Source organism: Nocardia glycosmidis (assembly GCF_052545115.1).
Map to the genome: position 1 here is coordinate 468,508 of NZ_JBQWRH010000001.1, position 13,918 is coordinate 482,425.

Genomic DNA, 13,918 nt, shown 5'->3' on the forward strand with positions numbered 1-13,918 from the left:
CATCCCGCTGCGTGCGGATCACGAAGTTCGCAGCGACTCGGATTGTTTGCGGATGCCTTCGGTCATGTCCGCGAAACCGCGTCGCAGATTCTTGCCGAGCAGCGCGACGACCAGGGGATGGAGCCATCCGCCGAGTTCGAAGTGCGACTCGTAGCGGGTGCGGTTGTCCGGGAGCGGTGTCACGGTATGTGATCGCAGGCTGTGCAGTGGGCGCGACGGAATCGGCGTCATCGTGTAGCCGAATTCGCGGCCGGGTGTGTGCGAGCGGATCCATTCGCGCTGTTTGCGTGGGCGGGAGCCGCGGATGTGGACCAGCATGTCGATCGGCTCGCCGGGAACCAATGAGCTGCGGCACTGCGAGACGAAGGGATTCCATTCCCGGTAGCGGGAGAAGTCGGTGATCACCTGCCACACCAGTTCGGCGGGGGCGTCGATGTCGACGGCAAGGTCGATGACGAAGGCCATGGAGAAATTAGAACATGTTCTACTGCTGGCCGATTGCGTCGCCCAGCGGTCAGCAGCGACCCATCGCGGTGCCCTGGTCGGACCCGTAACGGTGGCCGTGACCGGGCGCGGCGTCGAGTGCGCCGAGCAGGTCGGCGGTGGTCTGCGCGAAGCTGATCAGCGGAAGCCACTGTGGAACCGGAGCGTCGACCCGGGCGCCGGTGAGGTCGGGCGCGCGCCACAGCAGTGTCAGCGACCAATGGATCACCGGATCGGAGGTGTTGGCCAGCACGGTGGCGCCGGCGCGGTGAACGCGGTTGGCCGGGGGACCGGCCCACAGCGCCGCGCAGGTTCGGCGGTCCTGCTCGGTGTCATCGGCGAACACGGCGTTACCGCCGAGCGCGCCGAGGCTCTGACCGTATACATACAGTTTCGGCTTGTGCGTCAGACGCTGGAGGTGGTTCTCCACGGCGGTGAACAGATGACGCGCGGCGGTCACCGCGGCGTCGCGGCCGAACACGAACGTCGCCCAGCTCGGCAGGTAGGAGTACTGCAGACCGACCAGCGCCACGTCGCCGTCGAAGCGCTGGTCGAATCCCGCGACGGCGTTCGCGTCGATCCATCCCGACCCGGTCGGCACCGTGACAACGAGATGTGAGCGTGTGAAGCCGCCGGAACGCTCCAATTCCCGGATCGCGAGCGCGACGCGGCTGTCCAGATCCGGCGCCGAGGCCAGCCCGACATAGACCCGCACTGCGCGCACCGGCGCGCCGCTGACGAACTTGCGTCCCTCGGCGCCCAGCGACGACCAGCTCACCGCCGAAGCCGTGCTGCCCGATTCGGTATGCGAGAGCGGCTGCACCAGAGCGGGATCCAGCGCTGCGTCGGCGCCCGCGTACACCGAATTCCGCCAACCGACGGCAGCCGGCACGCCGGCGAGATACAGCACGATCGCGCCGACCGCGGTCAGCGAAGCGCCCCGCGCCCAGCCCAGTCTGCGCAGGGTCCAGGCGATCGAGCGGGCGGCGCCGGCGAACAGCCCGACGATCAGCCCCGCGCCCAGGGCCCACCGCAACCAGTAGTCCGCTGTGATCGGCGGTGTTCCCATCGCCGCGCGCAGTCGGTTCTGCCAGTGGTCCGCGTTCGCGGCGGCACCCATGACCAGCGCCGATATCGCGATCAGTAGCGGCAGCCGCACTCGGCGCAGGTGCTGGTCGATGTCGATACCCGACCGTCGCGCGACGACGCGCAGGACGCCCGCGACGCCCAGCGCGCTCGCCGTGAGCAGCCCGGTCAGCACGGCTTGGACGCTGGGCGTACGGGGGAGCAGTCCGGGCGCCAATGATGCCAGGGCACCGATCCCGATGCCGAGTGTCGTGCCGATCCGCGGCGGCAGGACGAGGCGCACCGCCTGGTGCAGTCCGGCGGTCCAGCGGCGACGGTCGTGGGCCGTCGCGAGAGCGGAGTCGGTCATCTCCGAATTCCTGACCTGCCAGTGGCATTCGTCGAGCCGACAGCGAACGCGACCGCACGCCGCCGGTCGCGCACGGTGAGAGCGGCGCCGAGCCCGGTGAGAGCGGCGCCGAGCACTCCGAGCAGCGTCCAGTTCCCCGTCGAATCGGGATCCGCGGCTGTGAGCAGGGGCTCGACCACCGGTGCGCCGTAGTCCTGGCGACGGGAGTTCAATTCGACGGCGGTGTGCGCGATCGACGCCATCGCGTCACAGCGGGCCCGGGAGAACGGATCGATGCGGGTCGCGCAGGCCCGGTGCATCTGCCGGTCCAGCGTCGCGTCCAGGGCTTGACGCGCCCACGGTCCCAGTGGCTCGCCCCGCTGATCGGCGTAGCGCAGCAGGTCGTAGCCCAGGTCGTGGGCTTTGCACGCGGTATCGAACTCGGCGGGCAGGGTTACCGGCGAGGAACAGTCGCCGCGCGGATTGACCAGGAGACCGTCCATAGCGCTCGGACGGTAGCCGAAGGACGTGGCGAAATCCGGCGGGATGGTGCCGAGCGCGCCGGGGTCGCCCGAGGTCAGTTCCGCGACCGCGGCGCTCGCCTGCGGGCTCTCGACCGGGGTGGTCGCCGCGGCAGCGTGCGGAGCGGGTGCGAGGAACACCGTCGCCGCCACGGTGGTCAACGCCGTCGCGGTCAGCGCCGCGTAGCGTCGCGGCCGATCGGCGGCGGAAATGGTTGCGGGGGAACGGGTTCGGGCTCCCGAAGCGAATGCGTGCCGTGTCCCGGGTCCGGCGCTGGTCGGTGTGCTCATGGCGACGACGCTAGGGACCCGGTTCGTGCGGACGCCTCCCGCCCGGGAGGGTTTCTCGAACCGTGCCGTCGGGGGAGCCTGTCACACCGTCTCGCACCGGGGTACCGGGTCAGAAATCCCCCCTGCGTATGAGGCCGTGGCCAGGCGGCGGTTTCTAATGTCATAGGCATGAGCGATCTGACCCGGAGGCGGCAGCGGAGCGTGACGGCGCAGGGCGCGCTGATGCCGAAAGGGGGCACGGTATGAACCGGCAAAGCCGTGGCTGGGCGCGGCGACCGGACGGGCGCACCTGGATCGACCTCGGCACGATAGTGGTCGCGCTGATCTGGTACTCGGTGGCCTGGCCGACCTTGCATGTGACCCACGTGGTGCCCGCCGCCGCACAGCCGTTCATCGCGGCGCTGGCCGCATTCCCGGTGTTGCTCGTGCGAATCAATCCGGCGCTGGGCTGGGCCATCTCGGCGGGCTCGGCGCTGCTGATCGCCTTGGCGATTCCCCATCAGCCGAACAACGATCTGCCGTTCCAGGTCGTGCACGTATTGTGCCTGCTGGTGCTGCTGTTCGGGGTGGCGCTGCGCGCGCAGGGGCAGATCATCGCGGTCGCCTGGGCCGCCACGGCGCTATTGTTCGCGACGACCATGCCCGGCGAAGGGGAGGCGTTCGGGAACGCCGCGTGGGGTTGGCCGATCGCACTCGCGGCGCTGGTGCTGTTCGGCCTGCTCATCCGCTGGCTGGTGCTGTCGCGGCGGCAGTTGGTGCGCCAGGAGGAAGCGAACGAGGTCGAGCGGGCGCGCCGGGCGATCCTGGAGGAGAAGGCCCGCATCGCCCGCGACCTGCACGATGTGGTCGCCCACCACATGTCTCTGGTGGTGGTGCAGGCGCAGACCGCGCCCTACCGGATCGAGGGTGTCACGCCGGCGGCTCGCGCCGAGTTCGAGTCGATCGGCGCAACGGCGCGCGAGGCGCTCAACGAGATCCGCGGCATGCTCGGCGTCCTGCGCAGCGACGGCCTGCTGCCCGAGCACGCACCGCAGCCGAAGGCTGCCGACGTGCTCGGTCTGTTCGAGGGCGCGCAGCGCGCGGGGGTCGACCTCACCTGGACGGTCGAGGGCGCCTTGGACACGATTGCCGAGACCACGGGTCTCGCCCTCTATCGCATCGCCCAGGAGTCGCTGTCCAACGCCTCACGGCACGCCCCTGGCGCATCGGTCCACGTGCGTATCGTGCACGGGGCGGATTTGGTGCTCAGAGTCGGCAATGAGCCGGGCACCACCGCGGCCCGTCCGGCAGGCAATGGCGGCCACGGCATCGCGGGCATGCGGGCAAGGGCGATGGCGGTCGGCGGCGAGGTCGCGGCCGGTCCCCGCGACGACGGCGGCTTCGACGTCGAGGCCCGTCTTCCGCTCGCGCTCGCGAACACGGGCGCACCCACCCCACCGGAGGATGTGGCATCGGAAGGGTGAGCGTTCGAATGCGAACGTGTGCTGGTACGCGATCGAGCACGGCGCGTGCCCGGGGTGCGACGGTCTCGGGCAGAGCAGGATGCGAATTAAGCGACAGCGCGTGTGCGCGACGGGCAATTAGGGTGGGCGGGTGCCAATTACCGTGTTGATCGTCGACGATCAGGCCATGGTCCGGCAGGGGTTCGGAGCGTTGCTCGCGGCCCAGCCGGACATCAGCGTCGTGGGCGAGGCGGCGGACGGAAAGATCGCGGTGGCCGAGGCCAGGCGGTTGCGCCCGGACGTCGTGCTGATGGATGTGCGTATGCCGGAGATGAACGGACTGGACGCCGCGCGCGCCATTCTGGCCGCCGGATTCGATCCGCCGGTGCGTGTGCTGATGCTCACCACCTTCGACATCGACGACTACGTTTACGAGGCCCTCAGCTCGGGTGCCAGCGGATTCCTGCTGAAGGACGCGCCGGCCGACGAACTGGTGCGTGCGGTGCGGGTGGTCGCCGACGGTCAGGCACTGCTCGCGCCGACCATCACCCGCAGGCTCATCGCCGATGTCACGCGCCGCCGCAGCGCCACGCGGGCGAAGCCGGCGCCGCAGCTGACCGCGCTGACTCCGCGTGAGCGGGAGGTGCTGGAGCTGATCGCCAAGGGCCTGTCGAATTCCGAGATCGCCGAGGCCCTGTTCGTCGCCGAACAGACCGTGAAAACCCATGTGTCCAAGGTGTTCTCGAAGCTGAACCTGCGCGACCGCGCCCAAGCCGTCGTCTTGGCCTACGAGACCGGCGTCGTCACGGCGGGCTGATCACAGCGGTGGGCAGGACCCGCCGCGCATCTGGTCCAGGTGCCGTCCGAGCAGTCGCGCCATCCGGCTCAGCATGGCGGTGGCGTCGTCGAACGTGCCGGAATCGGCCTGCGCCGCGAGCGCGACCGCGATCATGCCGGACCGTACCGGTACCAGACCGAACTGGCGGACGGTGTAGACGCCGGTCTCGTCGTCCGGTCCCCAGCCGCCCTTGAACGCCGTGCCCTGCAGTACACCGAGACCCCACGACTGCTCGGGTGTGATCTCCGTCATCAACTCGGTGACGTGGAACGTTTCGGGCAGGCACGGTAGCCGGGACGCGAAGCGGGCCTGGTTGGCCAGCGTCCATTCGGTGCCGCCGAAGGAGGTGTAATCCAGCGTGGTGCGCGGACCCGCGACACCGGTCGTGGCGTCACCGGCTTCGTCGAGCACGTCCTGCACCGCCTTCGCGGCTTCCAGCCCGTCGCCGAGTGACTGCCACAGCGCCTCGGCGGCGTCGTTGTCCGACCAGGTGATCGCGGCTTCCACCTCGTGGACGGTTCCTTCCTGCGGGTCGTGCCGCAGCGCCGCGATCGCCAGCGGCACCTTGATGGTCGACCATGCGATGCCGCTGACCCAGTCGCCGTAGACGGTCATCCGGCCGCCGCCGACGGGCATGATCGCCATGCCGACGTGGCCGGCCAGCCGCGCCTGCAGCTGGGTGAAGTCGGCGGCCACTGCGTCCGGCACCGAGACCCCGAGGTTCGGCCGCCACGTCCCGGCGGAGTCGACGACGACAGGTGGAGTCTCGGCGGCCGGCTGATCCCCGGGGAACAGGGCGCACGAGGTCAGCGTGACCAGCACCACCATCGCCGCGGCACGCAGCACCGAACCAGATCCGGTCGACCTCACCACCGATTCCTCCCCACCACCACGTCGCGTGCTCGCTGTTCATCGGCGGTGCAAAATAGCTGATCGGGCCCGTCCGGCAGGTGACCGGGCGGGAGACATCGTCACCCCGACACGCGACGGCGTCGGCGAAAACGATATCTCGGAAGATAGTTTGCCGATTTTCCCGCCAGAATTCGAAACTCCGTGGCCAGGGCGACACCCGGTAGGCTCCAGGATCTGTATGGAGCGAGGCGGACTTCCACGTCCGGCTGTGGACACCTGAAGGGGGCGTGTTGCTCGACAGCGGTGCGGTGTTCGCCGGTTTCACCATCGAGAAGCTGCTCGGCCAAGGTGGCATGGGATCGGTATACCTGGCCCGGCACCCGAGACTGCCACGGCAGACAGCGCTCAAGTTGCTCAACCGTGAGCTGTTCGCCGACGCCGAGGTCAGGGCACGGTTCGAGCGGGAGGCGGATCTGGCCGCGCAGCTGGACCACCCGAACATCGTCGCGGTGTACGACCGCGGCACCGAGGACGAGCAACTGTGGATCTCCATGCAGTACGTCGACGGCGTGGACGCGGCGACGGTGAATCCGCGGGACCTGCCGCCGGAACGGGCCGTGCAGATCATCGAAGGCGTCGCCGCCGCATTGGATTACGCACACGGGATGGGCGTGCTGCACCGGGATGTGAAGCCGGCGAACATCATGCTGGCCCGTTCGGTCGGCGGGCACGGGGAACGCGTCTTTCTCACCGACTTCGGAATCGCCCGGCTGCGGGAGGATTCCACCCACTTGACGCAGACGGGCATGTTCACCGCCACCCTCGCCTACGCCTCGCCGGAGCAGATGACCGGCGCGCACCTCGATCACCGCTCCGATCAGTACTCGCTGGCATGCGCGCTCTACTGGTTGCTGACCGGCGTCGCTGCGTTCGACGCCCCCGCGCCGGCCGAGATCATCCGCGGTCATCTACAGCTGCCGCCGCCCTCGGTCGCGGCCAGGCGCGCCGGACTTCCGGCCGGACTCGACGCGGTGATCGCGAAGGCGATGGCGAAGCGGCCCGATGACCGGTACGTGTCCTGCATCGAGTTCGCCACGGCCGCACGGCAAGCACTGACCGCGCCCGCTCCGACGATCGTGGCGCCGCAATACCAGTCGCGGCCCGCTCCCACCCTTATCGCGCAGCCGTCGAACCCGATATATCTCGGGCCGGAGGCAGGTCCACCCACCTACGTACCCGCGGTATCCGCACAGGGCTACTCTGGGCCGCGGTACGCGCCGAACCTGATTGCCGGACAACAGCTTCCGATGTCGGAACCCCCGGCAGTGGCTTCGAGTCATGCCGCGGCGCCGCCGCAACCGAGCTATCCGGCGGCACCACCCAGTTACCCTGCGGCACCGGCTATTGCACCGAGTCCTCCGCCTCCGGTCGGCTACTCACCACATCAGCCGCCACGGTATCGGCCCGAACGGCGCTCCCATAGCGGTCTGATCGTGACGATCCTGCTGGTCGTCATAGCGGTGGTCATCGGCATCGGTATCGTCGCGGCGAAGGTCGGGCTCTCGAATTCCGCGTCTCCGCTCGACCTCGGCACCAAGGCACCCGCGGCAGCGACCGACGCCGCCACGGCCTTCCCGAACCTGCTGCCGCGCGGTGTCGATACGAAGTACGGCATCGGCTCCGGGCCGGGATATCGCGACAAGTACTGCTTCTTCAAAACCGCCCGCCCGAGCGTTAAGGTGTCAAGCGCTCCCGGCGTGCCCGACTTCCCGAACTGGTCGACGGTCTGGGACTGCTGGGGTTCGCCGATCAATGAGCCCGACTACATCGTCATCGCTTTCCAATCGCCGCGGGACGCCCAGGCAGCGCTGCGCGACTTGCCGTCCAACACCGCCGCGACCGAGCGCAACCACGGTAAGTCCTATTCGACCCACCGGTGGCAGAGCTCCTCGAGCGGATTCCCGGCGGGGTTCCTGGTCGTCGATTTCCAGAACGATCCGGCCCGATCGAGCTATCTCCTGTTCGCCACGGTGTCGCTCACCGACGGTCGTCCGTATTCGTCCGGATCAGGTATGCCCGCCGCCGAATTCAAGAACTGGTTCGCCGACCTGCCGCTGTAGTCCACAGCCAGGTCGGACATAGCTCGGCGAACTCGACGTCCGGGATCGCGCCGCGCTATCGTGGTCGTTTGACCACGGGGTGGTGACACTCGGAGAATTCACTCTTTGACGGGCAGGCTCCGGTCGCGGACCGCGTGATCTCGGTGTGCGATCCCTGCCCGGGATGCGGAGGATGGCGGGGTGCAGGAATCTGGGCCGAGAACCGGAACGCGGTTCGGGCCGTACGAACTCCGGACGTTGCTGGGCAAAGGCGGAATGGGGGAGGTCTATGCGGCGTACGACACGCTGAAGGACCGGTTGGTCGCGGTCAAGTTGCTGTCGGAAGAACTCGCCAAAGACCCGATGTATCAGGTGCGTTTCCGGCGCGAGTCGCAGGCGGCCGCCCGGCTGGCCCACCCGCATGTCATCCCCATCCATGACTGGGGCGTGATCGATGGCGTGCTGTTCATCGACATGGGCCTGGTCCAGGGCGTGGATCTGCGTACCCTCCTGCGCGGCCGAGGACCGTTGAGTCCGGCTCGCGCGGTGGGCATCATCGAACAGATCGCCTCCGCGCTGGACGCCGCGCACGCGGCCAACTTGGTGCATCGCGATGTGAAGCCGGCGAACATCCTGGTCACGGACGCGGATTTCGCCTATCTCGCGGATTTCGGGATCGCGCACACCGAGGGTGACAGCGCGGTGACCCTGGTCGGCATGGCGATCGGCTCGTATATCTACATGGCCCCGGAGCGTTTCGACGTCGGGCCGGTGACCGGGCGCGCCGACGTGTACTCGCTGGCATGTGTGCTGCACGAATGTCTGACCGGAGCAACCCCGTTCCCGGCGGCCAGCATGAATGTACTGATCAAGTCGCATCTTTCCGATCCGCCGCCGCGGCCGAGCGCGCAGGCGCGCGGCATTCCGCCGGCACTGGACGAGGTGATCGACCGCGGCATGGCCAAGGACCCGGACGACCGCTTCCCGACCGCGACCGCGCTGGCTGTCGCCGCCCGGGCCGCTCTCGCCCAAGCGCCGCCCACCGGGCCGATGCTCGTGGTGCGTGCACCCGCCCGAGCGCAGCAATCCGGCGAGCCGACCGGGATCGGCGCGGCGCTCTCGCCGGAATCGACTGGTGAGCTGTCGGTCCCCGCGGTGATCCATCCCAGCGCGCCGACGGTCGTGCGGCCAACGGAGATCCAGTTCACGCCGCTTCCGTCAGCGGACGAACGGCCGCAGCCGGTGCCGTCCCGCGCGCCGCACCCGCCCGAGGGCGCGCTGCCGCCGATGCGTCCGTTCCCGGACGCACACCTGTACCCGGAGACGGAGGCGTATCTGGAGTCGGCCGGGGCCGCGCAAGCATTTGCGGAGCACCCGGCCTGGGAGTCCCCGTCGCCAGGCATGCAGGCGCACCCCGAGTCCGCGTACGCCGAAACCACCACGGTGCAGGCGTACTCCGAACCATCCCCGCAGGTGTATCCGCAGACACCGGCCTTTTCCGCGTTCGCCGAGGCCCCGCCGCATCCTGGCGTCGAGAGCCATTCCGAGACCAGGCAATATCCGGATCTCGGACTCCTGACCGGCGCACCCCACCCGCAAGACGTAGCCGACGATCCCCCCAAGGCGGACGCGGCTTCGCCGACCCGATATCTGTCCCTGGACGGAGTACGCCTGAGCGGTAGCGTGACCCCCACCGACTATTCCCCACAGGGGGACTATCCGCCGCATGCCGACTATCCGCCGCATGCCGACTATCCGCCGCGTGCCGACTACCTGTCGGATGCCGACTACCCGTCGCGTGCCGACTATCCGCCGCCCGGCGATTTTTCGACGGATGCCGGCTATCCGCCGCGTAGCGACTACCTGTCGGATGCCGGCTATCCGCGGCATACCGATGACCAGCGGGCGAGCGATGGTCACGGGCAGGGCGATTACGTGGCGCAGGGTGAGTATCCGGTGCATACCGACTACTCGCCGCATGCGGACTATTCGGCGAACGCCGATTACCTGCCGCGGGGGGAGAATCAGCATCGCAACGGCGGCGACTATGGTGCTGGCGACTATGGTGCCGGTGATTATGACGACGCTTACTCGTCGTCGCGCCCCACACGCTCCATCGCGCTGCCCATCATGATCGCCGTGCTCGCCATCGTCGTGGTGACCGTCGGCGGCGCGATCGCCTGGCAGGCGCTCGGCTCCAGTGGTGTCGAGACGACCGCCGCCGGACAGCACGCCGATGCGCCGACTTCGGAGGCCGACCCCATGACCGGCCCTACGAGCAACCCGTCGGCTCCGTCCACCGCGTCCACCTCGTCCACCTCAGCCAAGTCGACGCCGGTCACGCTGCCCGCGGGCGCCAAGCCGTGCGGCCAAGGGCAAGCGGTCGCCGGGACGTTCACCCAGTCAGCGACGGGTAGCGCTGTAACCAGTTGCGCGTTCGCCGAAGAAGTGCGCCGAGCCTATGCCGAACTCGGCACAGTCCAGAACAGCACCCGTGACGGGTCGCGCACGGTGGCCGCGACGAGTCCGGTCACGGGCCGGACGTACACAATGAATTGCCGGTCCGACAATCAACTCGTCACATGCAGTGGGGGAGAGAACGCGGTGGTGTACATCTACTGACCCCGCGCGGTCGGCGTGCGACGCCCACACCGGTCGGCGACGCCTGCGCCACCTCGGTGACCGCCTGTCGTGGAAGGTCCCCGCACGCGCTGGAACCACGAAGTCGTCGCCGTTCGGATGTCGAGGGTCTTGCGCCGGAACGAACTTGCCGACTTCGATGACGTGGCCGGCTGTTCACGGACAGATCGCTGACGATATTCATCGCGGTGGCCGGGCAGCGTGGACGGTCTGGATCTTCTCGATGGCGACCTCGAATTTGGTGATCGTCGGCTCGGTAAGGCATCGGTCGGTTCCCGTCTCTCGAGTTCGAAGTTGTGCCAAGAGCCGATGTTGGCATCAGTAGTGAGTTGGCGCGCATCCGTAGCGAACCTGTGGCACATGCTGGCTGAAAGGTATCAGCGAGCAGATAGGCCCGAGGCGTCCAGTGAACACTGTGTTAATGCTTCAAAGCTATTGATATTGACCAGGGTAGAGAATATTTGCTAAATGGTCGCTGTAGTTTTCCGGCTTCCCTCCGGTGCATTCGGAGGGGTGGGGTGTGATCACTTCATCTAGTACGTTCTCTGGGACAACGAGAAGCAGTTCTCGGGTGAGGTCGGCGGTCGGCAGTATCCGGCCGCCGGTGCAGATCCCGGCCGTCCGCCGATGCCGGACGGGTAGGTGGAGGTGTCCATGCTTGTTGACCATGCCATCGTCATGTGGCTGGGAGACAAGGATCAACCGATCGTGTTCGCGCAGGCGAGTGCCGGTCGTCCGGTCCAGCGGGCCCAGAGCGGGTTCGGCGATGCCTCGCGGCGGGATCGCAACTGCCGGTATGTCATTGCTCAGGACATCCGCCCGGTCTTCGAAGTGGGCATTCGGTGCGCCTGCCCAGTACGGTGTCCAGACGCAGTACAGACACCGAAACCCGGGGGGAATTCGCAATGAGAATGTGCCGAAGAATGTTTATTGATCAGTTCCGCAAAGCTCGAAAAGCCTTGGCCTGCGCGGCACTTGTTGTCTGTACTGTCGCCGCGTGCGGGACCGACCGTGCGCAAGACGCGGCGGCGAGTGAGCCGACCAGCGCCGAGGCGGCTGCGCGAACGGAACAAAAAGGCCTCTCCATCATCGTCCCCGGCACGTTGGCCGCGGGTTACGCCGAGCTGGCGGCAGGTGCGCGCGGACAGCTCGGGATGGCGATCATGCCGGTCGGCGGCAATCAACCGGTCACCTTCGGCGACTGGACCAGCGGTCCGGCCTGGTCGACGATGAAAGTGCCGCTGACCATCGCCGCGCTGCGACGCAATCCGGGCAACTCGAACTATGCCGCGGCGGCGGCGATCACCGCCTCCGACAACGCCGCGGCCGACGCACTGTGGCAATCGCTCGGCAGCGCGCAGGATGCGGCGCAGGCCGTGCAGGCGGTGCTGCGCGAAGGCGGTGACACCAAGACCGTCGTGCCCGCCACTCGTGCCCGTGCCGAGCTCTCGTCCTTCGGCCAAGCCGAGTGGTCGCTGGTCGATCAGGTGCAGTTCGCCTCGCGGCTGCCCTGCCTGGCCCAGTCCGGACGGGTGACCACACTGATGGAACAGGTCGTTTCGAGTCAGCGCTGGGGTCTCGGTGAATTCAGCGGAGCCGAATTCAAGGGCGGGTGGGGCCCGGACCCTTCGGGTGCCTACCTCGTGCGCCAGTTCGGCCTGATCACCGTTCCTTCGGGCCAGATCGCCATCGCAATGGCGGTGCGGCCCGCCTCGGGGACGTTCAGTGACGGCATGAACGTCCTCGACCGTTTGGCTACGGTGGTCTCCCAGCATCTGGACGAGTTGCCCGGTGGTCGCTGCCGGGCGGCGTGAGGGTATCCGGCCGGGTCACTGTTACTCATCGTTCACAGGGTCGGGGCTGCCGGGATCGGAATTGGGGGGCAAGATAGCGGCCATGCGCATCGGAGTCTTGACCGGAGGCGGAGACTGCCCAGGGCTGAACGCGGTCATCCGGGCCATCGTTCGGACCGCGAACGGCCGCTACGGCGACGCGATCGTCGGCTTCGAGGACGGCTGGCGCGGCCTGTTGGAAGACCGGAAGATCCAGATCCAGAACGACGACCGCACCGACCGCATTCTCACCAAGGGCGGCACCATTCTCGGCACCGCGCGCACCAACCCGGACGTTTTGCGCGCCGGTCTCGGCCGGATCAAACAGACCCTGGACGACAACGGCATCGACGCGCTCATCCCGATCGGCGGCGAGGGCACGCTCACCGCCGCGAGCTGGCTGTCCGACGAGGGTGTCCCGGTGGTCGGCGTCCCCAAGACCATCGACAACGACATCGATTGCACCGACGTCACTTTCGGTCACGACACCGCGTTGAGTATCGCCAGCGAGGCGATCGACCGACTGCACACCACCGCCGAGTCGCATCAGCGCGTCATGCTCGTCGAGGTGATGGGCCGCCACGCGGGCTGGATCGCGATCCATGCGGGCATGGCGGCCGGTGCGCACCTGACTCTGGTGCCGGAGGTCCCGTTCCAGGTGGACGAGGTGTGCACCATGATCAAGCGCCGGTTCCAGCGCGGCGACAAGCATTTCATCTGTGTTGTCGCCGAGGGCTCGCATCCGGCGCCGGATTCCGGCTTCACGTTGCGCGAGGGCGGTATCGACGAGTTCGGTCACGAGCGTTTCACCGGCGTCGCCCAGCAGCTCGGTGTGGAGATCGAAGGACGTATCGGCAAGGAAGTCCGCACCACGGTCCTCGGCCACGTCCAGCGCGGCGGCAGCCCCACCCCCTACGACCGGGTACTGGCCACCCGTTTCGGCCTGCACGCCGCCGAGGCAGTACACGCGGGGCGGTTCGGTCATATGGTGGCACTGCACGGCACCACCATCGACCTCGTCCCGCTCTCGGAAGCCACCAAGCAGCTCAAGCGCGTGCCCGCGGACCGCTATCGCGAGGCAGAGGCGTTCTTCGGATAGCGTCGATGCTGTCCGAGCGCCCAAGACGTGCATAGCCTCGGCTGGCATGCGATGCGATCATTGAATCGTGACCAGGATCATCAGCCAAGCTGAACTGTGCGACGAAAGTTCCGGTGTCCTGGATGCGCTTGAAGCGGGCGAAGACTTCATCATCACACGTAACGGTCATCCGGTGGGTGAGCTGCGACCGTTGACGCCCACGCGAGGGATCACCACCGCCGAGCTGAAGCGACGGCTCGCTCTGTTCGCCCGCTCAGACTCCAGTGCTGCGGAACGTGCACAGGTGGACGCAGTCTTCGGCGAAGACCGGATCGAGGCATTCTCGTCCGATGCGTGCTGATAGGTTCCGATGTGATGCACGGTCGGATCCCGGTCGTGCCGAAACTCACCGCCATTGCCAGCGCCGG

Annotated in this window: 11 protein-coding genes; 7 read left to right on the plus strand and 4 right to left on the minus strand. The window is 67.9% G+C overall.

Going from position 1 to position 13,918, the window contains the following annotated elements:
• Positions 1–18 precede the first annotated feature (18 nt).
• Genes ACT86A_RS02095 through ACT86A_RS02105 form a run of 3 tightly spaced genes read right to left on the minus strand, consistent with a single transcriptional unit; the run spans position 19 to position 2,709 of the window.
• Positions 19–465: an SRPBCC family protein gene (locus ACT86A_RS02095; protein WP_445090230.1), complete on the minus strand. Its 447-nt coding sequence runs from the start codon at positions 463–465 to the stop codon at positions 19–21.
• Positions 466–514: 49 nt separating this feature from the next.
• A complete protein-coding gene (locus ACT86A_RS02100) occupies positions 515–1,918 on the minus strand; it encodes an alpha/beta-hydrolase family protein (RefSeq protein ID WP_445090231.1) in 1,404 nt (467 codons plus the stop codon).
• Positions 1,915–2,709, minus strand: coding sequence for a hypothetical protein (locus ACT86A_RS02105; protein ID WP_445090232.1), 795 nt, complete (start codon positions 2,707–2,709; stop codon positions 1,915–1,917). The genes ACT86A_RS02100 and ACT86A_RS02105 overlap by 4 nt, the downstream gene beginning before the upstream one ends.
• Before the next feature lie 242 nt (positions 2,710–2,951).
• Between ACT86A_RS02105 and ACT86A_RS02110 the strand changes: the two genes are divergently transcribed.
• Together ACT86A_RS02110 and ACT86A_RS02115 are read left to right on the plus strand one after the other, a co-directional pair.
• Complete coding sequence (locus ACT86A_RS02110; protein ID WP_445090233.1) at positions 2,952–4,172, plus strand: sensor histidine kinase; 1,221 nt, start codon at positions 2,952–2,954, stop codon at positions 4,170–4,172.
• 130 nt (positions 4,173–4,302) lie between these two features.
• On the plus strand, positions 4,303–4,968 hold the full coding sequence (locus tag ACT86A_RS02115; protein WP_445090234.1) for a response regulator: 666 nt from the start codon (positions 4,303–4,305) through the stop codon (positions 4,966–4,968).
• Here the strand turns inward: ACT86A_RS02115 and ACT86A_RS02120 are convergent, their stop codons facing one another.
• Positions 4,969–5,859, minus strand: coding sequence for a serine hydrolase (locus ACT86A_RS02120; protein ID WP_445090235.1), 891 nt, complete (start codon positions 5,857–5,859; stop codon positions 4,969–4,971).
• Between the two features lie 272 nt (positions 5,860–6,131).
• Between ACT86A_RS02120 and ACT86A_RS02125 the strand changes: the two genes are divergently transcribed.
• The 5 genes from ACT86A_RS02125 to ACT86A_RS02145 all read left to right on the plus strand — a co-directional run bounded on the left by ACT86A_RS02125 (position 6,132) and on the right by ACT86A_RS02145 (position 13,851).
• Complete coding sequence (locus ACT86A_RS02125) at positions 6,132–7,961, plus strand: serine/threonine-protein kinase (protein WP_445090236.1); 1,830 nt, start codon at positions 6,132–6,134, stop codon at positions 7,959–7,961.
• Positions 7,962–8,141: 180 nt separating this feature from the next.
• On the plus strand, positions 8,142–10,562 hold the full coding sequence (locus ACT86A_RS02130) for a serine/threonine-protein kinase (RefSeq protein WP_445090237.1): 2,421 nt from the start codon (positions 8,142–8,144) through the stop codon (positions 10,560–10,562).
• Between the two features lie 941 nt (positions 10,563–11,503).
• Positions 11,504–12,394 (plus strand): hypothetical protein, encoded by an 891-nt coding sequence (locus ACT86A_RS02135; RefSeq protein ID WP_445090238.1) that lies wholly within the window; start codon positions 11,504–11,506, stop codon positions 12,392–12,394.
• Positions 12,395–12,476: 82 nt separating this feature from the next.
• Entirely contained in the window at positions 12,477–13,511 is a 1,035-nt protein-coding gene (locus ACT86A_RS02140) for an ATP-dependent 6-phosphofructokinase (protein WP_445090239.1), read from the plus strand.
• 67 nt (positions 13,512–13,578) lie between these two features.
• The gene (locus tag ACT86A_RS02145) at positions 13,579–13,851 is read left to right on the plus strand and encodes a type II toxin-antitoxin system Phd/YefM family antitoxin (protein WP_445090240.1); all 273 of its coding nucleotides are present in this window, start codon (positions 13,579–13,581) and stop codon (positions 13,849–13,851) included.
• Positions 13,852–13,918 lie beyond the last annotated feature (67 nt).

Excerpts from the sequence above, each read along its gene's own strand:
- ACT86A_RS02105 (WP_445090232.1), bottom strand. The coding sequence starts at position 2,709 with ATGAGCACACCGACCAGCGCCGGACCCGGGACACGGCACGCATTCGCT.
- ACT86A_RS02135 (WP_445090238.1), top strand. The coding sequence starts at position 11,504 with ATGTTTATTGATCAGTTCCGCAAAGCTCGAAAAGCCTTGGCCTGCGCG.
- ACT86A_RS02110 (WP_445090233.1), top strand. The coding sequence starts at position 2,952 with ATGAACCGGCAAAGCCGTGGCTGGGCGCGGCGACCGGACGGGCGCACC.
- ACT86A_RS02095 (WP_445090230.1), bottom strand. The coding sequence starts at position 465 with ATGGCCTTCGTCATCGACCTTGCCGTCGACATCGACGCCCCCGCCGAA.
- ACT86A_RS02140 (WP_445090239.1), top strand. The coding sequence starts at position 12,477 with ATGCGCATCGGAGTCTTGACCGGAGGCGGAGACTGCCCAGGGCTGAAC.
- ACT86A_RS02100 (WP_445090231.1), bottom strand. The coding sequence starts at position 1,918 with ATGACCGACTCCGCTCTCGCGACGGCCCACGACCGTCGCCGCTGGACC.